We start from the raw sequence: 17,662 nt of genomic DNA, 5'->3' as shown, positions 1-17,662 counted from the left end.
CTACCGTGGTGTTACTTGACGGCCTCGATCTCCAGCAGGTCGATCCGGTCGAAGAGATCCATCTCCACGTTGGTGACCTTGGTCGAGTGGCCGAAGTTGTTCTGGCCGTACCGCAGCGGGATCACCGGCAGGTCCTCCGCCAGCAGGTCCTCCGCCGCCTGGTACTTCTTGATCGCCTCGTCCTCGTTCGCGGCGCTGGCGCCCTCGGCGAGCAGCTTGTCGAACTCCGGGTTGCCGTAGCCGTAGTAGTTCGACGAGCCGTTGCTGCTGTACAGCGGGCCCAGGTAGTTCTCCATGGACGGGTAGTCCATGACCCAGCCCATCCGGAACAGGCCGACCGGCTGCTTGGCCTTGACCTTGGTCAGCAGGTCCGCGAACTTCGGTTCGGCGGTGCCCACGCAGTCCACGCCCAGGTTGGTCTTGAGCTGGTTGCAGGTCGCGTCGATCCAGTCCTTGTGGCCGCCGTCGCCGTTGTAGGACAGTTCGATCCTCGCCGGGCCGCCCGCGGCCTGGTACAGGGCCTTGGCCTTGGCCGCGTCGAACTCGCCGGCCTCGCCGATGGTGTTGTCGCGGTAGCCCGCGACGACCGGCGAGACGAACGAGCGGGCCGGCTGCTGCGAGTCCTTGAAGATCGACCTGGTGATCTCGTCCCGGTCGATCGCCATGGAGATGGCCTTGCGCACGTCCGGGTTGCTGAACTCCTCCTGGAACGTCGGGAAGGCCAGCACCTGTAGCGACGACGCGGAGCTCTGCTTGAACCGGTCACCGAGGTCGGTGCCGGCCGTCGAGAGGTTCTCGGTCGGGATGGTCTTGATGACGTCCAGGTTGTCCGAGAGCACGTCCGCGTACGCGGCGGTCGGCTGCTGGTAGATCCGGAACTCGACGCCGGCCACCTTCGGCTTCTCGCCGGGGAAGGCGTCGTACTTCTCGACCTCGACCTTGGCGTCGTGCTGCCAGGTGCCCTTCATCTTGAACGGGCCCTGACCGATCGGCGCCTGCTCGTAGGCCTCGGCCAGCACGCCGGGCGCGGAGAACGCGGCCTTCGGCATCGGGTAGAAGGCGGTGTAGCCGAGCATGGTCCTGAACTCGCTGTACGGCTGGGACAGCGTGACGGTGAAGGTCAGGTCGTCGACCTTCTTCAGACCGGTGAGGGTCTTGGCCTTGGGGGTCTCGCCCTGCAGGTCCTCGTAGCCGGCGATCTTCTCGAAGAAGTAGCTGGAGTTCTGCCCGTTGGGGGCGTAGGCGCCGTAGTTCCAGGCGTCGACGTAGTTGTCGGCGGTGACCTTCTCGCCGTTGTGGAAGGTGTAGCCGTCCTTCAGCTTGACCGTCCAGGTCGTGTTGTCCTCGGACGTCACCGACTCGGCCGCCACCTCGTAGGGCTTGTTGGCCTCGTCGTAGTCGACCAACGGGCTGAACAGGGCGGCGAGCACCTGCGAGCCGCTCGTCTCGTTGGTGTTGGTCGGCACCAGGTGCTGCGGCTCGGCGATCTCGATCCGCACGGCCGCGTCGGGGTTGCTCTCGCCGGATCCACCGTCGCCGCCCGAGCCGCAGGCCACCAGGCCCAGGGTCACCGCGAGCGGGAGGGCGGTCCAGGCAGCGAGCCTACGAACACGCATGTAGCCTCCTCATCTCCTCACGCTGCGCAGTCAGGCCCGGCGCTGGGTTAACGCTGCGCAACGTTGGGCAACGGTAGGTCGCCGGTCGGCGATCGACAACGAGTCGGTTGCGAACCGGTAACGGAGTGCCGGCTTGAGCCTTGTCGAGGTGGCCCGCATCTGCTATGGCTGTCGGGCCCCTGATGTGGGGTGTGGCTGCGGAGACTCTCGGTGCCGCCGAGGCCGGTCGCGACGGTCGGCCCGTCTGGTCCCGCCCGTCCCGGCCGTGCCGATCCGGCCCCCGCGCCACCGTTCCGTCCGGATCGGGGAGGCCTCCCGGCCACCCTGGCGTGACTCAGGGTGATTAACGGCACCTCACTCTTCGTGATCGCGCGGCCGGCTTGACGCGGGTCGTCGGATCACCGGCCGTGGACCGTGAGACGATCTGGGCGTGACGGCGACGCTTCTGGACGGCAAGGCGACCGCGGCCGAGATCAAGGACGAGCTGCGGACACGGGTCAAGGCACTGGCGGAACGCGGTATCACCCCCGGGCTCGGCACGGTCCTGGTCGGTGCGGACCCCGGCTCCCAGGCGTACGTCAACGGCAAGCACCGCGACTGCGCCGAGGTGGGGATCGCCTCGATCCGCCGGGAGCTGCCGGCCGACGCGACCCAGGCGCAGGTCGACGCCGTGCTCGACGAGCTGAACGCCGACCCGGCGTGCCACGGCTACATCGTCCAGCTCCCGCTGCCGGGCCACCTCGACACCCAGCGGGTGCTGGAGCTGATCGACCCCGACAAGGACGCCGACGGGCTGCACCCGGTCAACCTCGGCCGGCTCGTGCTCGGCTACGACGGCCCGCTGCCCTGCACCCCGCGCGGCATCGTCGAGCTGCTCCGCCGGCACGACGTGGCGCTGCGCGGCGCCAAGGTCGCCGTGGTCGGTCGCGGCAACACCGTCGGCCGTCCGCTCGGTCTGCTGCTCACCCGGCGCAGCGAGAACGCCACGGTGACCCTCTGCCACACCGGCACCCTCGACCTGGCCTCGCACACCCGGGCCGCCGACATCGTCATCGTGGCCGCCGGCGTGCCCGGCCTGCTCACCGCCGACATGATCACGCCGGGCGCGGTGGTCGTCGACGTCGGCATCACCCGGGTGATCGGCCCCGACGGCAAGGGCCGCTACACCGGCGACGTCGCCACCGAGGCGGCGGAGGCGGCCGGCAAGCTGGTGCCCATGCCGGGCGGCGTCGGCCCGATGACCCGCGCGATGCTGCTGACCAACGTCGTGGAGCGGGCCGAGCGCGACTGAGTCGCCCGTCCGGCCCCCGCCCCGGTGAGTCGCCGGCCGGCCCCGCTCGGAGCCGGACGGCGGTGACGTTCGCCCCATCCCGGCGATGGCCGCCGCCCCTGGCCTGTTCGGTGCCAGGATGACTGATACGGTCCGGAAAACCGACTGGTAGCAGGGAGTGGGACGACCATGGGTAAGAAGGTCACTGTCGTCGGGGCCGGCTTCTACGGCTCCACCACCGCGCAGCGCCTGGCCGAGTACGACGTCTTCGACACCGTCGTGATCACCGACATCGTGGAGGGCAAGCCCGCGGGTCTCGCCCTGGACCTCAACCAGTCGCGCGCCATCGAGGGCTTCGAGACCAAGGTGGTCGGCGCGACCACCGGCCCGAACGGCGAGGGCTACGAGGCCATCGAGGGCTCGGACGTCGTGGTGATCACCGCCGGCCTGCCGCGCAAGCCGGGCATGAGCCGGATGGACCTGCTGGAGACGAACGCCAAGATCGTCCGCCAGGTCTCCGAGAACGTCGCCAAGTACGCCCCGAACGCCGTCGTCATCGTGGTGTCCAACCCGCTGGACGAGATGACCGCGCTGGCCCAGCTCGCCACCCAGTTCCCGAAGAACCGGGTGCTCGGCCAGGCCGGCATGCTGGACACCGCCCGGTTCACCAACTTCGTGGCCGAGGCGCTGGGCGTACCGGTGAAGTCGGTCAAGACGCTGACCCTCGGCTCGCACGGCGACACGATGGTGCCGGTGCCGTCGCAGAGCACCGTCGACGGCAAGCCGCTGCGTGAGGCCATGCCGGCCGAGCAGATCGAGGAGCTGGTCGTCAAGACCCGCAACGGCGGCGCCGAGGTGGTCGCGCTGCTCAAGACCGGTTCCGCGTACTACGCGCCGTCGGCCGCCGCCGCCCGGATGGCCAAGGCCGTCGCGGAGGACTCCGGCGAGGTCATGCCGGTCTGCGCCTGGGTCGACGGCGAGTACGGCATCTCCGGCGTCTACCTGGGTGTCGAGGCCGCGATCGGCGCCGAGGGCGTCAAGCGGGTCGTCGAGACCGACCTGGACGCCGACGAGCTGGCCAGCCTGAAGGAGGCCGCCGAGGCCGTCCGCGCCAAGCAGGGCGACGTCGCCAGCATGTGATCCACCCGTCGAGGGGGCACGCCGGTCGCCGGCGGGCCCCCTCGCGTCCTATCCGGCTACAGCGTGACGAACGCCTCGCCCAGGTGCGGGGTCGCGAGCATCGTGGGGCCGCGCGCGGCCAGGTCCCGCAGCAGGCCCACCCGCGAGGCACGCGCCGTGGCCTGGTCCTCCTCATGGGCGTACGCCAGCTCGGGGTCGACCAGTTGCACGGCGTGCACCAGCAGGTCGCCGGTGAGCAGCAGCCGCTCGTCGCCGACCTCCAGCAGCACCGACTGGTGCCCGGGCGTGTGGCCCGGCGTCGGCAGCAGCCGTACGCCCGGATCGAGCCTCTCCCCGCCGTCGACCACCCGGAGCTGGCCGGCGGCGCGCAACGGCGCGACCAGGCCGGCCGACAGCCCCGGGTTGAGCTGCCCCACGGCGGCCAGCTCGGCCCGCTGGAGCAGGTAGTCGGCGTTGGGGAAGTACGGCGTGCCCGGCGAGCCGGTGACCGCCCAGCCGACGTGGTCGCTGTGCAGGTGGGTGAGCACCACCGCGCGGACGTCGACCGGGTCGATGCCGGCGGCGGCGAGTTCGGCCGGCAGCCGGCCGGGCACCGGCGCCCAGCTCGCGGCGGGGGAGCCCGCCGGGCCGATTCCGGCGTCGACCAGGGTCACCGGCCCGTCCCCGGCGCGGATGGCGAAGCTGCGGAACGGCAACCACCAGCGCCCGTCGGCGGTCACCGTGCCCGGGTCCCGCTGGTCGGCCGCGCGCCAGTGCTCCGCCGTGGCGTCCGGGAACGCCTCGGCCCGGGGCTGGAAGAACGGCCCCTCGCCGTCGGTGAGCGCGGTGACCGTGATAGACCCGAGGATGCGGCTCAGCGGCATCGGGCGATCATGCCAGCGGTCCCTGCGCCGTGCACCTCGTTTGTTCCGGCCCGACCGAGGCCGGCTGGGGACTGCCGACCAGTTTCCAGTACGCTCGTACTGCTTGAGCACGTGTCCCCCGAGAGGAGCGCCGGCCGATGGCGAAGATCAAGGTAAACAACCCGGTCGTTGAGCTCGACGGCGACGAGATGACCCGGATCATCTGGAAGCAGATCCGGGAGCAGCTGATCCTGCCCTACCTCGACGTCGACCTGCACTACTACGACCTGTCGATCCAGCACCGCGACGAGACCGACGACCAGGTCACCGTCGATGCCGCCAACGCCATCAAGGAGCACGGCGTCGGCGTCAAGTGCGCGACCATCACCCCGGACGAGGCCCGGGTCGAGGAGTTCGGCCTGAAGAAGATGTGGCGGTCGCCGAACGGCACGATCCGCAACATCCTCGGCGGCGTCGTCTTCCGTGAGCCGATCATCATGTCCAACGTGCCGCGGCTGGTCCCCGGCTGGACCAAGCCGATCATCATCGGCCGGCACGCCCACGGTGACCAGTACAAGGCCACCGACTTCGTCGTGCCGGGCCCGGGCAAGGTGACCGTCACCTACACCCCGGCCGACGGCGGCGCCCCGATGGAGATGGAGGTCGCCAACTTCCCCGGCGGCGGCATCGCCATGGGCATGTACAACTACGACGAGTCGATCCGGGACTTCGCCCGCGCCTCGTTCCGGTACGGCCTGGACCGCAACTACCCGGTCTACCTGTCCACCAAGAACACCATCCTCAAGGCGTACGACGGCCGGTTCAAGGACATCTTCGCCGAGGTGTTCGAGAACGAGTTCAAGGCCGAGTTCGACGCCGCCGGCATCACCTACGAGCACCGGCTGATCGACGACATGGTCGCCGCCGCGCTCAAGTGGGAGGGCGGCTACGTCTGGGCCTGCAAGAACTACGACGGTGACGTGCAGTCCGACACCGTCGCGCAGGGCTTCGGCTCGCTCGGCCTGATGACCTCGGTGCTGCTCTCCCCGGACGGCCGTACGGTCGAGGCCGAGGCCGCGCACGGCACGGTCACCCGGCACTACCGGCAGTGGCAGAAGGGCGAGAAGACCTCGACCAACCCGATCGCGTCGATCTACGCCTGGACCCGGGGCCTGGCCCACCGGGGCAAGCTGGACGGCACCCCGGCGGTCACCGAGTTCGCCAACACGCTGGAGCAGGTCATCGTCGACACCGTCGAGGGCGGCCAGATGACCAAGGACCTCTCGCTGCTCATCTCGCGGGACGCCCCGTGGCTGACCACCGACGAGTTCATGAACGCGCTCGACGAGAACCTGGCGCGCAAGCTCTCCGCCTGATCCTCTCTGCGCCTTCGGGCGGCACCTGACGGTGCTGCCGCCGCATCACCAGGAGCCCGCCGGCACCCGCCGGCGGGCTCCCGCCGTTCCACTCGCTCCCGCCGTCCTGCCGTCCCGCCGAGCGGCGGTCTGACGGTGGCCGCTCGCCGAGCGCCTGAGATCTTGGTGAGAAACGGCCCCTCCAGGGGCCCATTCCTACCAAGATCGATCTGCTCGGCTTTCCGGCGCACGTGCTTGCGGCGTGTCGGGGGGTGACACGCCGTTGGCGTCACCTACTTCGGCGCGCCTCGTTGACCTGGGTGGACGAGATGCCAGTCGCGTCCAGGAAGGTTGACCGCGGTCGCCTCGCGGCAAGCGCGCCGATCAGCCAGCCTTCCCGGCTGTCGCGCACAGCCAGCCGTCCCTTCCCTGCGGGGGGCCCTGTCCCGGGCCCCCCGCGCCCTGTCTCCACCCCGGCACCGGCGACCATCCGACCGCCCGCGCCCACCGGTACCGCTTTAGCCGGTCGAGCCGGCGGGGTCACGCCGGCGGCCTTCTCGCGGTTGCTGAGCCCAGTTCGGTGGGCGCGGTGCCGTGGCTCAGGCGGCGCGGAGGAGTTCGGCGGCGCGCTCCGGGGCGATGTCGTTGATGAAGACGCCCATCCCGGACTCGGAGCCCGCCAGGTACTTCAGCTTGTCCTTCGCGCGCCGGATGCTGAACAGCTGAAGGTGCAGGTGACCCAGCTCGCGGTCGAGGCGTACCGGCGCCTGGTGCCAGGCGGCGATGTAGGGCATCGGCAGGTCGAACAGCCCGTCGAAGCGGCGCAGCAGGTCCAGGTAGAGCGGCCCGAAGGCGTCCCGCTCGGCGTGGTCGAGCGCGGGAATGTCCGGCACCGGCCGGTGCGGGGCCACGTGCACCTCGAACGGCCAGCGGGCCGCCGCCGGGACGTACGCCGTCCAGTGGTCGTTCTCGGCGACCACCCGCGTGCCGGCGGCCCGCTCGGCGGCGAGCACGTCGGCGTAGAGGTTGCGCCCGCCGGTGCCCTCCGCGTGCCGGCGGGCGGCGGCCAGCAACGCCCGGGTCCGCGGGGTCACGAAGGGGTACGCGTAGATCTGGCCGTGCGGGTGGTGCAGGGTCACGCCGATCTCCACGCCCCGGTTCTCGAAGCAGAACACCTGCTCCACCCCCGGCAGCTCGCCGAGCACCTGCGTACGGTCGGCGAGCGCGTCGAGGACGGTGCGCACCCGACGCGGCGGCAGGGCGGCGAAGGACGCGTTGTGGTCGTCGGTGAAGCAGACCACCTCGCAGCGGCCCCGGCCGGGCCGGACCGGGGTGTACGGGGTGATCTCGGCGGGCTCGTCGGCCACCCGGCCGCTCAGCGAGGGGAACCGGTTCTCGAAGACGGCGACGTCGTAGTCGGGCGCCGGGATCTCGCTCCGCCGACCGTCGGTGCTGGGGCAGAGCGGGCACTGGTCGGCCGGCGGGAGGAAGGTGCGCGTCTGCCGGTGCACGGCGACGGCCACCCACTCGTCGGTCAGCGGGTCCAGGCGCAGCTGCGACGCGGGCGGTGGCGGTGGCAGCTCGCGCCGGTCCGGCTGGTCCCGGACGGCGTCGTCCCGTTCGTCGAAGTAGATCAGCTCCCGGCCGTCGGCCAGCGCGATAGCGGTGCGCTTCACCTCGCCATCCCCTCATCTGTCGTCGTGGCCGCCCGTCCCGCGCCCGCCGAGGCGGGCACGACGACCAGCTCGCCCACCCGTTCGTCGAGCGCCTGCCGCGCGTCGGGGGGCAGCCGGTCGTCGGTGACCAGCACGTGGGCGGCGGAGAGCTCAACGATCGAGGAGATGCCGACGGTGCCCCACTTGGTGTGGTCGGCGAGCACGACCAGCCGGTCGGCGGCGGCCACCAGGGCCCGGTCGGTCTCCGCCTCCATCAGGTTCGGGGTGGTGAATCCCGCCCGCTCGGTGATCCCGTGCACCCCGAGGAAGAGCAGGTCCAGGTGCAGCGACCGGATGGCGGCGACGGCGAGCGGCCCGACCAGCGCGTCCGAGGGCGTACGGACCCCGCCGGTGAGCACCACGGTCTGGTCCGACCGGCCGCCGGCGTGCAGTATCTCGGCCACCGGCAGCGAGTTGGTGACCACGGTCAGCCCCGGCACGTCGACCAGCCGGCGGGCCAGCTCGGCGGTGGTGGTGCCCGCGGAGAGGGCCACCGCCGCCCCGGGCCGGACCAGCTCGGCGGCGCGGCCCGCGATGGCCGCCTTCTCCGCGAGCTGCCGCACCGACTTGGCCCGGAAGCCGGGTTCGTCGGTCGAGCCGGGGCCGGCCACCGTCGCGCCGCCGTGCACCTTGGCCAGCAGGCCGCGTTCGTGCAGCGCCTCCAGGTCGCGGCGGATGGTCATGTCCGACACGCCGTACTCGGCGGCCAGCTCGGTGACGCGTACGCCCCCGGTGGCGCGGACCCGCTCCAGGATGGCCGCCTGTCGCTGCTGAGCGAGCATCCGCCGCACCTCCGTGCCAGCCGCGCACTCTCACGCGGTCGAACGTGTTCGAACAAAGATGAACACTAGCGTGAAGGAGGGGACCACCGGTAGGCGGAGGGCTGTCAGAGGGACGGGAGGCGGGGTTCGACCCAACCCGTCTCGTTCAGGTGGTGCAGGACGGCCTCGACCGCCTCCTCGACCGACAGGTCGCTGGTGTCGACCACCAGGTCGGCGTCGGTCGGCTCCTCGTAGGGGTCGTCGATGCCGGTCATCCCGGTCAGCAGGCCGGCCCGGGCCCGGGCGTAGAGGCCCTTGCGGTCGCGCTGCTCGCAGACCTCCAGCGGGGTCGCCACGTGCACCAGCAGGAAGCCCGCGCCGGCTGCCAGCGCCATCTCGCGGGCGGTGGCGCGGGCCTGGGCGTACGGGGCGATCGGGCAGCAGATGCCGACGCCGTGGTGCCGGGCGATCTCCGCCGCCACCCAGCCGATGCGCCGGACGTTCAGATCCCGGTCGGCCTTGCTGAAGCCCAGCCCGGCGGAGAGTTCACGGCGCACCACGTCCCCGTCGAGCAGCGTGACGCTCCGGTCGCCCTGCTCGCGCAGCACGTCGGCCAGGCCCCGGGCGATCGTCGACTTGCCGGAGCCCGAGAGCCCGGTCAGGAAGATCACCAGGCCCCGGTGCCGCCGCGGCGGCCGGGCCCGGGCCAGCTCCTTCGCCACCGCCGGCGGGGTGTGCCACTCGGGCAGCGGGAAACCCCGGTCCAGCAGGTCGTCGATCTCCGGCTGGGTCAGGGCCAGGCGCCGGTTGCGCGGCGGGATGTCCTCCCGCCAGCGCCACTGCCCGTCGCGGTTGTCGTAGGCCAGCTCGCGCGGCACCAGCACCCGCAGGCCGGCGCCGGAGAGCATCTCGCCCGTGGAGAGCAGGTGCGTGACGCCGTACGCCGCCGACACCCGGGCCCGCAGCAGCGCGTCACTGATCTCGTCGCGCCGCCGGGACAGCGGCACGGCGACCAGCGTGGCCGGCGGCATCCGGTCGCGGGCGGCGAAGACGCTGCGCACCAGCGCCTCCGGCGGCAGCCCGCCGAGGCCGTCCTCACCGACCGGGATCATCACCAGCAGGTGGGCGCCGAGCGTGCGGACCGCGTGGGCGATCTGGGCGAGCTGCGGCCGGTGCAGCGGGCGGTCGGCGATCACCCCGAGTACCCGCCCCGACGGCAGCAGCGGGCGTACCTCCTCCGGGGTGCGGCGCAGCCGCTGGAACGGGCCGTGCCCGCCGTCGCCGAGCCGGCGGACGGTGCCCCCGACGCCGGCCACCCCGTCGCGGACCTGCCACACGTCGGCGACCGCCAGCGCCGCGACCGGCGCGCCCTCGCCGTCGGTGAGCACCAGGGCCCGGCGTGCCTCGTCGCGCGGGTCGAGGCCCTGGGCGAGCGCCGTCGGCACCTGGAGGGTCACCGGCACGGGCCACGGCGAGCCGTCGGAGAGCCGGCCCCGGCGGCTCACCGAGACCAGGTCGGCGCGGGTCATGAAGCCGGCCAGCGGCGCGTACGCCCCGGTCAGCAGCAGCTCCAGGTCGGCCAGCTCGCCGGGGCGCGGCGTGTACGCCGGCGCATCCCGGAGCACCTCGTCGGGCAGCACCCAGCTGTTGCTCATCCATCCCCCAAACGACACTGGCCGGCACACAGTTTCTCAGCCGGCCGGCGATCGGTCGAGAGCGCCACTCCACCGGCGGCTCAGCCGGTGGGCGACGGCGGCCGGCGGGTCAGCGGGGCGGGGCCAGGGGCGCGGCCCCGAAGGAGACGGCGAACCGCTTGCACCAGATGGAGACGCTGGTCAGGCCCGTCAGGTCGACGTCGGCCGGGATGTCGTAACCCTGGTCGCCCCGGTTGCCCTTGAGCCGGCCCAGCTCGACCCACCGGCCGTCGTCGAAGACCCGCCACCCGGCGGTGCCGTTGCGCACCGGCTGGTCGGTGAGCCAGACCCGCAGGTCCGGGCCGTTGGAGGTGGCCAGGCCGACGAGTTCCAGCCGGTGCCGCCCGTCGGGGGCGCGGACGATCCGCGCGCTGCCCGACGTGTCGTGCTCGTGGGTCACGAAGTCGCCCTGCCCGACGAGGACCGGCCCGGCGGGGGCGGGCGCCGCGCCCGTGGCGGAACCCGTCGGCGCCGGCGTGGCCGCCACGCTCGAGAGCGTCTCGTCGACCTCGGCGTCGGTGACCAGCTTCCAGGGCTGGAACCAGTAGAGGCCGAACGCCGACCCGGCGGCGAGGACGGCGACCACCACCCACGTCAGCGGCGCGCGTAGAAGTCGGGGTATGCCCACAGTGTGTCGGTCCCGGCCGCGTCCTGTCTGTCCCGTGCGGCATGGCGGAGGCGGATGCGTGCCGGCGGTGCCGGCCCGCCGCCCGCCAGCGCCGGGGCCGCACCGGACCCTAGGGGACGCGGACCGCCAGGATCAGGGGAGCGCCCGGGGGCGAGCCGCTGCCCGGGGCGGTCGTCGCCTCCTACGCTGTACGACGTGACACTGATCGCGACCGAGTCGCTGACCAAGACGTACGGGGGTGGGGTCACCGCGCTGGCCGACCTGACCGTCGCGGTCGAGCCGGGGATCATCGGGTTGGTCGGCGCGAACGGCGCCGGCAAGTCCACCCTGATCAAGATCCTGCTCGGCCTCCTCGCCCCGACCAGCGGACGGGTCCGGGTGCTCGGCCTCGACCCGACCACCGACGCCGCCCAGGTCCGCGCCCGGGTCGGCTACATGCCCGAGCACGACGCCCTGCCGCCGGACCTCTCCGCCGCCGAGCTGGTCACCCACCTGGGCCGGATCAGCGGCCTGCCGCGTACGGTCGCCCGCGAACGGGCCTCGGAGGCGCTGCGCCACGTCGGGCTCTACGAGGAGCGCTACCGTCCGGTCGGCGGCTACTCCACCGGCATGAAGCAGCGGGTCAAGCTCGCCCAGGCCCTGGTGCACGACCCCGACCTGCTGCTGCTCGACGAGCCGACCAACGGCCTCGACCCGGCCGGTCGCGACGCCATGCTGGCGCTGGTGCACCGCATCGGCACCGAGTTCGGCATCTCCGTGCTGGTCTGCTCGCACCTGCTGGGCGAGGTCGAGCGCATCTGCGACACCCTGGTCGCCATCGACGGCGGGCGGCTGCTGCGCGCCGACCACATCTCCGCCATGACCTCGGCCACCGACGTGCTCGCCGTCGAGGTGAGCGAGGGCACCGACGAGCTGGCCACCCGGCTGGCCGCGCTCGACCTGCCGGTGCGCCGGGACGGCCGGCTGCTGCTCGTCGAGCTCGCCGACGACGCCACCTACGACCTGATCCTCGGCGCGGTCGCCGAGCTGGACCTGCCGCTGCACCGGCTGGACCAGCGCCGGCACCGGGTGGCCGAACTCTTCGCCACGAGGGAGCCCAGCCATGCCTGAGCCGACCGGCGTCATCCACGACATCGGCTACCAGCGCTACACCGGCCCCCGGCTGGGCCGCCGGGCCGTCTTCGGCGCGCTCTACCTGCACGGCCTGCGTACGGCGTTCGGGCTGGGCCGCAGTGCGAAGGCCAAGATCTTCCCCTGGCTGGTGGTCGCCATCGTCAGCGTGGTGGCCGCGGGGATCACCGCGGTACGCAGCCAGGTCGGTGAGACGGTGATGACGTACGCCCAGTTCGCCGACAACATGAGCTGGCTGGTCATCTTCTTCGTCGCGGTGGTCGCCCCCGAGCTGGTCTCGCGGGACCTGCGCAGCGGGGTGCTGCCGCTCTACTTCTCCCGGCCGCTGCCGAGGTCGGACTATCCGCTGGCCAAGCTGCTGGCGCTGGCCACCGCGCTCTGGCTGCTGCTCGGCGGGCCGCAGCTGCTGATGTTCCTGGGCGCCGCCTTCACCACCGGCGACGGCATGCGTGGGGTCTGGAACGAGCTGCTCGACCTGCTGCCCGGCCTGCTCTACGCCGGGCTCTGGGCGGTCGTCTTCGCCTCGGTCGGCCTGCTGGTCGCCTCCCTCACCGGCAAGCGGGCGTTCGCGGCCGGCGGGGTGGTGGCCGTGTTCCTGATGACCACCCCGGTCGTCGGCACCCTGTCGATCATGCCGTCCCGGACGGTCAACGAACTGGCCTTCCTCGCCTCGCCCTCCACCCTGGTGCAGGGCGTCGGTGACTGGGCCCTCGGCGACCTGCTGCCGGAGGGGCAGGGCGGGATCCTGATCGGCGACTTCGGCCCGGTCTACGCGGTCGCCGCCGTGCTGCTCGTGGCCGGCTGCGTCGCCCTGCTGATGCTGCGATACCGGAAGGTGGCCGCCCGATGACCACGATCAGCGCCGACCAGGTGGCGGGGACGCCGACCGCCGCCGTCAGCACCCTCGACCTCGCCGGCGTCTCCCGCTGGTACGGCAACGTGGTGGCGGTCAACGACGTCAGCATGAGCCTCGGCCCGGGCGTCACCGGGCTGCTCGGCCCGAACGGCGCGGGCAAGACCACCCTGCTGCACATGATGGCGGGCTTCCTGGCCCCGTCGCGCGGGGCGGTGAGCCTGGACGGCCGGCCCACCTGGCGCAACCCGGAGGTCTACCGGCGGCTGGGCCTGGTCAGCGAGCGCGAGGCGGTGCACAGCTTCCTCACCGCCTACGAGTTCGTGCTGGCCAGCGCGAAGCTGCACCGGCTGCCGGACCCGGCGGAGGCGGCCCGTCGGGCGATCGCCCTGGTGGAGCTGGAGGGCGCGCAGGGCCGCCGGATCGGCACGTACTCCAAGGGCATGCGGCAGCGCGCCCGGGTGGCCGCGGCGCTGGTGCACGAGCCGCAGGTGCTGCTGCTCGACGAGCCGTTCAACGGGATGGACCCGCGCCAGCGGCTGCACATGATGGAGCTGCTGCACCGCCTCGGCGACGCCGGCCGGACCATCCTGTTCAGCTCGCACATCCTGGAGGAGGTCGAGCAGGTCTCCGGCACCGTCCAGGTGATGGTCGCCGGCCGGCTGGCCGCCTCCGGCGACTTCCGTACGATCCGCCGGCTGATGACCAACCGGCCGCACGTCTTCGCCGTGCACTCCACCGACGACCGGGCGCTCGCCGTGGCGCTGATGGCGGAGGCGTCGGTGACGGGGGTCGAGCTGGGCCGCACCGGGTTGACCGTGCGGGCCGGCGACTACGGCGCGTTCACCCGCGTCCTGCCGAAGATCGCCCTGGCGGAGGGCATCCGGGTGCGGCAGTTGGTGCCCGAGGACGAATCCCTGGAGAGCGTCTTCTCCTACCTCGTGGAGGCCTGAACCCATGTCTACCGTTTCCTGGATCACCGTGCGGGGGCTGTTCGGGCGTCGCCGGTTCCTGCTGCTGTTGCCGCTGCCCGTGGTGCTGGTGCTGCTCGCCGTGCTCTCCCGCGCGCTCGGGGTGGACCCGGGCGAGTGGGGTCCGCCGGTGCTGGTCGGCCTCGGCCTGGCCGTGGTGCTCCCGGTGGTCGCCCTGATCGTCGGTACCGGCGTGCTGGGGGCCGAGATCGACGACGGCACGGTCGTGCACATCCTGACCAAGCCGCTGCCGCGCTGGCAGATCGTGCTGCCCAAGCTGGCGGTAGCCGCCGGCGTCACCGCGGTCACCGTCGCCGTGCCGCTCTACGTGGCGGGCGTGCTGGCCGACTCCGTACGCCTCGGGCTGTCGCTCGCCGCCGCGTCGGCGGTCGGTGCGCTGGCGTACTCGGCGCTGTTCGTGGCGCTCAGCCTCCTCACCCGGCGGCCGGTGCTGCTCGGCCTGGTCTACGTGCTGATCTGGGAGGGGCTGCTCGGCAACGTCGTCAGCGGCACCAAGGTGCTCTCCATCCAGCAGTACGTGATCAGCCTCGCCGACCGGATGGCCCCCACCGGGCTGCTGGAGGCCGGCGTCTCGGTGCCGGTGGCGGCCGTGATGGCCGCTCTGATCAGCGTGGGGTTCACCGCGCTGGCGATCGACCGGCTCCGCTCGTTCAGCGTGGCCGGCGAGACGAGCTGATCTTCGCCATGGCGGTCGTCCGGGCGGCCCCACCTGCGATGGTAGGGCTGGCCGGATGGACCGGTTCGGACGACTGCGCGAGGCTGACGGCGTGAGCGCGGAGACGGGGCTGGTGATGTCGCGGGAGTCCCATCCGGGAGCCGGCCGGCACTGGATGGTCAGCCTGGCGGTGGCGGGGCTCGCGGCGGCGGCGACCACCACGGCCGCGCAGGCCACCGGGCACTTCCACTGGTGGGCCGGCTTCGTGCTGATCCCCGGCGCGCTGATCGCTGCCACCGGCGGGCCGCTGCTGGCCCGGGGCGGCGGGCGGGCCTTCGCCGGCTACGTGGTCGCCTGCCTCGGCGCGCTGGTCTTCGCGGTCGGGGCGCTGCTGATGTTCGGCGCGTTCGGGCGGGGCTGGCCGCTGATGGTCGTCCTGCCGTGCCTCGCGGTCGCCGGCACCTACCACTGGCGGCTGGTCCACCCGCTGGCCCGGGGGCTGCACCGGGCGGTCGCCCTGCTGGCGCTGGCCGGCGCCCTGCTGCTCGGCGGGACGCTGCAACTGGTCCGCGTCGGCCTGGTCGACGTCGGGGCGGCCCCGATGTGGGGCGCGTTCCTGATGCTGGCCGGGGTGATCGTGCTGGGCAACGCCGTGGAGCTGACCCGGCACCGGATGCCGTACCGCCTCCAGGCGATCACCCTGCTGGTCGGCCCCGCCGTCGTCGCCTTCCTGCTCGGCCTGCGGCTGCTGCGCGGCTGGTGACCCCGGCCGGTGACCGCGGCCGGTGGGGGCCTACCCGCACCGGCGGGCTTTCGAGCTGATGTCGCAGGCGACTCACGGCGGTTCGGCTGGCTGCCGCGGCGGCCCGGTCGCCGCTTGATGTCGCAGGCGGCTCAGCTCGACAGCGTGGCACGGCTGCTTCCCTCGGAAACTGGCACGACGGGATGGTGGACGGGCATGCGCAGGGCCCCCGCCGCCGAGCCGATCAGGACAAGCAACAGGACGACGGCCATGAAGATCTGCCCGTGCAGGCCGAGGACGAAGACGGTCTGGTCGGCGAACTCGGGATCGTAGGCGGCCGTCCCGGGGAACAGCAGCGCACCGAGCATGCCGAGCCACGGGGTGGCCACGACCGCGTCGGCGCAGAGCAGCCGCGCACGCAGGGTCGGGCCCGGCCGGGCGGCGAGCGCCAGGCCGACGAGGCCGAGAAGGACGGTCATCACCACGTACTGGGCGTCATGGAACTTGGCGTGCGGCGGCCAACCGGGGTTGTGCACGTGCTGTGCCGCCAGGTCGGGGACGACCAGGTCGGCGAGGACGGCGCTGATCGTCGTCACTGTCGCGACGAGGATGGTCAGGGTTCGTGGCAGGGTCATGGCGGTTCCACCTCTCGGCGGTCGGTCTCGTCAGGGCGTCGGCGGCGACGCCGACTCAGTGCAGGCCCCGCTTGCCGGGGGCCCAGAACGGCTTGACCTTGACGGAGGTGCGCGGCCAGCCGCGCTCGCGGACCAGGAAGTCGCGCACCAGCTGGCAGGTCCTGGCCTCGCCGGCCACGTAGGCGGCCCCGGCGTCGGCCGGTAGGTCGAGATCGGCCACGGCCGCGAGCAGCACCTGGGAGGACGCCGCCGGCCGCCCGTGCCGGTGGACGCGGCGCAACGCCCGGTTTCCGGGCATGGGCAGGTCGTGCTCCGGGCTTTCGCTCTCCAGGACCCCGTACACCCTGGCCGAGGCGTCCAGCGCCCGGATCATCGGCCCGAACGCGGCGCTGGCGGTCTCCTCCCCGACGAACACGTGGTACGGCGCCGGGTGGGTGAAGAAGTGGCCCTGTGCCCACCAGAAGGTCACCCGGTCGTCGGCCCGGGCCGCCCGGGCCCACCGCAGCCCGATGCCGTCGCCCGCGTACAGGTGGACGCGGAGTTCGATGGCCCGCCGGTCGGCCCCGAACTCCCAGATGGTGTAGGTGCGCAGCGTCTCGGACGGACGCAGGATGCCCGCCACCGACAGCGGGTCCATCAGCTGGACCCGGATGTGCTGACCCGGGGTGTAGGGAAAGGCGACGGGCTGGTCGGCCTCCAGCCGAAGGCGTCGCATGGTGGGCGTGACCTGCTCGGCGACGGTGACGGTCGCCTCGTGGGCGTACTTGCCGAAGACGGCGGTCAGGGGGTTGCGCGTCGTACGGACCATGGTTCTTCCTAGTGGCTCTAGATTATTTAGAGGTCCTAAGTAATCATATGTGCTCTAGGCTGTCAACCAGCGAGGCGGGCGACAGGGAGAGGGTGGCGATGCCGGCACCGGTGAGCAGGCGGGAGAGACTGCGCCAGGCAACCTTGGAGGAGATCCACGCGGCCGCGCGCAAGCTGCTCGTCGAGCAGGGATCGGCTGCGGTGACGATCAACGCGGTGGCCCGCCAGGTGGGCATGAGCGGGCCGGCTCTCTACCACTACTTCGCCGGCCACGACGAGCTGGTCGGGGCGGTGACCGCCGGCTTCTTCCGCGAGATGACCGCCGCGATGGAGGAGGCCCGCGACGCCCGTGCCGACGCCTCGGTCGGCGACCGCATCCTGGCGGCCTGCCGAGCCATGCGAGCCTGGGCCGTCGCCCATCCGGCCGAGTTCGGCTGGATCTTCGCCAGCCCGATCGCCGCGCCGAACCGCCGGCTGGACTCGGCACGACACCAGGCGGCCCTACGGTTCGAACAGGTCCTGCTCGACCTGACCGTCGAACTGTGGCGGACGCGGCCATTCCCGGTGCCGGACCTGGCCGCCCTGCCCCCGTCCCTGCGCGAGCAGCTCGTCGCCTACTCCGCCGCCGTCGACGGGCAGTTGCCGCCCGAAGCCGCGCACGTCTTCCTCGACTGCTGGATCCGTCTTTACGGGCTGCTGTGCATGGAGGTCCTGCACCAACTGGACTTCGCCTACACCGACGTGGAGCCCGTCTTCGAGGAGTGTCTGCGCGACCTCTCCGCCCGTCTCGCCCTGGACCCCGCCGCGCCGTAGGGGGCGCGGCGGG

At 72.5% G+C, this 17,662-nt stretch carries 17 protein-coding genes; 9 read left to right on the top strand and 8 right to left on the bottom strand.

The features are described 5' to 3' along the window. Nucleotides 1–11: 11 nt before the first annotated feature. Entirely contained in the window at nucleotides 12–1,616 is a 1,605-nt protein-coding gene (locus AC5L34_RS01320) for a peptide ABC transporter substrate-binding protein (protein ID WP_494823662.1), read from the bottom strand. Nucleotides 1,617–2,046: 430 nt separating this feature from the next. Here AC5L34_RS01320 and AC5L34_RS01315 point away from each other — a divergent pair, with 430 nt between their 5' ends. After that, a complete protein-coding gene (locus AC5L34_RS01315; RefSeq protein ID WP_441175592.1) occupies nucleotides 2,047–2,907 on the top strand; it encodes a bifunctional methylenetetrahydrofolate dehydrogenase/methenyltetrahydrofolate cyclohydrolase in 861 nt (286 codons plus the stop codon). A gap of 168 nt (nucleotides 2,908–3,075) precedes the next feature. Continuing rightward, complete coding sequence (gene mdh / locus AC5L34_RS01310) at nucleotides 3,076–4,026, top strand: malate dehydrogenase (protein WP_088998471.1); 951 nt, start codon at nucleotides 3,076–3,078, stop codon at nucleotides 4,024–4,026. Between the two features lie 56 nt (nucleotides 4,027–4,082). On the opposite strand, the gene AC5L34_RS01305 is transcribed toward mdh, so the two are convergent. Beyond that, nucleotides 4,083–4,889, bottom strand: a complete 807-nt coding sequence (locus AC5L34_RS01305; protein WP_494823661.1) for an MBL fold metallo-hydrolase — start codon at nucleotides 4,887–4,889, stop codon at nucleotides 4,083–4,085. Between the two features lie 137 nt (nucleotides 4,890–5,026). Between AC5L34_RS01305 and AC5L34_RS01300 the strand changes: the two genes are divergently transcribed. Then, a complete protein-coding gene (locus AC5L34_RS01300) occupies nucleotides 5,027–6,244 on the top strand; it encodes an NADP-dependent isocitrate dehydrogenase (protein ID WP_101412708.1) in 1,218 nt (405 codons plus the stop codon). Nucleotides 6,245–6,822: 578 nt separating this feature from the next. Here the strand turns inward: AC5L34_RS01300 and galT are convergent. The 4 genes from galT to AC5L34_RS01280 all read right to left on the bottom strand — a co-directional run bounded on the left by galT (nucleotide 6,823) and on the right by AC5L34_RS01280 (nucleotide 11,015). After that, nucleotides 6,823–7,899: a galactose-1-phosphate uridylyltransferase gene (gene galT / locus AC5L34_RS01295; RefSeq protein WP_494823660.1), complete on the bottom strand. Its 1,077-nt coding sequence runs from the start codon at nucleotides 7,897–7,899 to the stop codon at nucleotides 6,823–6,825. Then, a complete protein-coding gene (locus AC5L34_RS01290; RefSeq protein ID WP_441175595.1) occupies nucleotides 7,896–8,720 on the bottom strand; it encodes a DeoR/GlpR family DNA-binding transcription regulator in 825 nt (274 codons plus the stop codon). The genes galT and AC5L34_RS01290 overlap by 4 nt, the downstream gene beginning before the upstream one ends. A gap of 104 nt (nucleotides 8,721–8,824) precedes the next feature. Further along, complete coding sequence (gene cysC / locus AC5L34_RS01285) at nucleotides 8,825–10,354, bottom strand: adenylyl-sulfate kinase (protein ID WP_494823659.1); 1,530 nt, start codon at nucleotides 10,352–10,354, stop codon at nucleotides 8,825–8,827. 109 nt (nucleotides 10,355–10,463) lie between these two features. Beyond that, on the bottom strand, nucleotides 10,464–11,015 hold the full coding sequence (locus tag AC5L34_RS01280) for a DM13 domain-containing protein (RefSeq protein WP_494823808.1): 552 nt from the start codon (nucleotides 11,013–11,015) through the stop codon (nucleotides 10,464–10,466). Nucleotides 11,016–11,216: 201 nt separating this feature from the next. Here AC5L34_RS01280 and AC5L34_RS01275 point away from each other — a divergent pair, with 201 nt between their 5' ends. From AC5L34_RS01275 to AC5L34_RS01255, 5 genes are all read left to right on the top strand, one after another. Beyond that, on the top strand, nucleotides 11,217–12,131 hold the full coding sequence (locus AC5L34_RS01275) for an ABC transporter ATP-binding protein (protein WP_088998477.1): 915 nt from the start codon (nucleotides 11,217–11,219) through the stop codon (nucleotides 12,129–12,131). Next, nucleotides 12,124–13,002: an ABC transporter permease gene (locus AC5L34_RS01270; protein ID WP_441175598.1), complete on the top strand. Its 879-nt coding sequence runs from the start codon at nucleotides 12,124–12,126 to the stop codon at nucleotides 13,000–13,002. The genes AC5L34_RS01275 and AC5L34_RS01270 overlap by 8 nt, the downstream gene beginning before the upstream one ends. Continuing rightward, on the top strand, nucleotides 12,999–13,958 hold the full coding sequence (locus tag AC5L34_RS01265) for an ABC transporter ATP-binding protein (RefSeq protein WP_441175599.1): 960 nt from the start codon (nucleotides 12,999–13,001) through the stop codon (nucleotides 13,956–13,958). Before AC5L34_RS01270 ends, AC5L34_RS01265 begins: the two co-directional genes overlap by 4 nt. A gap of 4 nt (nucleotides 13,959–13,962) precedes the next feature. Then, on the top strand, nucleotides 13,963–14,673 hold the full coding sequence (locus tag AC5L34_RS01260) for an ABC transporter permease (RefSeq protein WP_494823658.1): 711 nt from the start codon (nucleotides 13,963–13,965) through the stop codon (nucleotides 14,671–14,673). A gap of 91 nt (nucleotides 14,674–14,764) precedes the next feature. Then, nucleotides 14,765–15,415: a hypothetical protein gene (locus AC5L34_RS01255; protein WP_441175601.1), complete on the top strand. Its 651-nt coding sequence runs from the start codon at nucleotides 14,765–14,767 to the stop codon at nucleotides 15,413–15,415. Nucleotides 15,416–15,546: 131 nt separating this feature from the next. Here AC5L34_RS01255 and AC5L34_RS01250 read toward each other — a convergent pair whose 3' ends face one another. Together AC5L34_RS01250 and AC5L34_RS01245 are read right to left on the bottom strand one after the other, a co-directional pair. Next, the gene (locus AC5L34_RS01250; RefSeq protein ID WP_494823657.1) at nucleotides 15,547–16,029 is read right to left on the bottom strand and encodes a DUF6640 family protein; all 483 of its coding nucleotides are present in this window, start codon (nucleotides 16,027–16,029) and stop codon (nucleotides 15,547–15,549) included. A gap of 55 nt (nucleotides 16,030–16,084) precedes the next feature. Continuing rightward, nucleotides 16,085–16,837, bottom strand: coding sequence for a siderophore-interacting protein (locus AC5L34_RS01245; protein ID WP_494823656.1), 753 nt, complete (start codon nucleotides 16,835–16,837; stop codon nucleotides 16,085–16,087). A gap of 98 nt (nucleotides 16,838–16,935) precedes the next feature. Here AC5L34_RS01245 and AC5L34_RS01240 point away from each other — a divergent pair, with 98 nt between their 5' ends. Next, a complete protein-coding gene (locus tag AC5L34_RS01240; protein WP_441175604.1) occupies nucleotides 16,936–17,649 on the top strand; it encodes a TetR/AcrR family transcriptional regulator in 714 nt (237 codons plus the stop codon). Nucleotides 17,650–17,662: the final 13 nt, after the last annotated feature.

It is taken from the genome of Micromonospora sp. ZG13 (assembly GCF_059359355.1).
The sequence above is the reverse complement of the archived record's forward strand: the minus strand, read 5'-3'. Positions and strand labels throughout refer to the sequence as shown.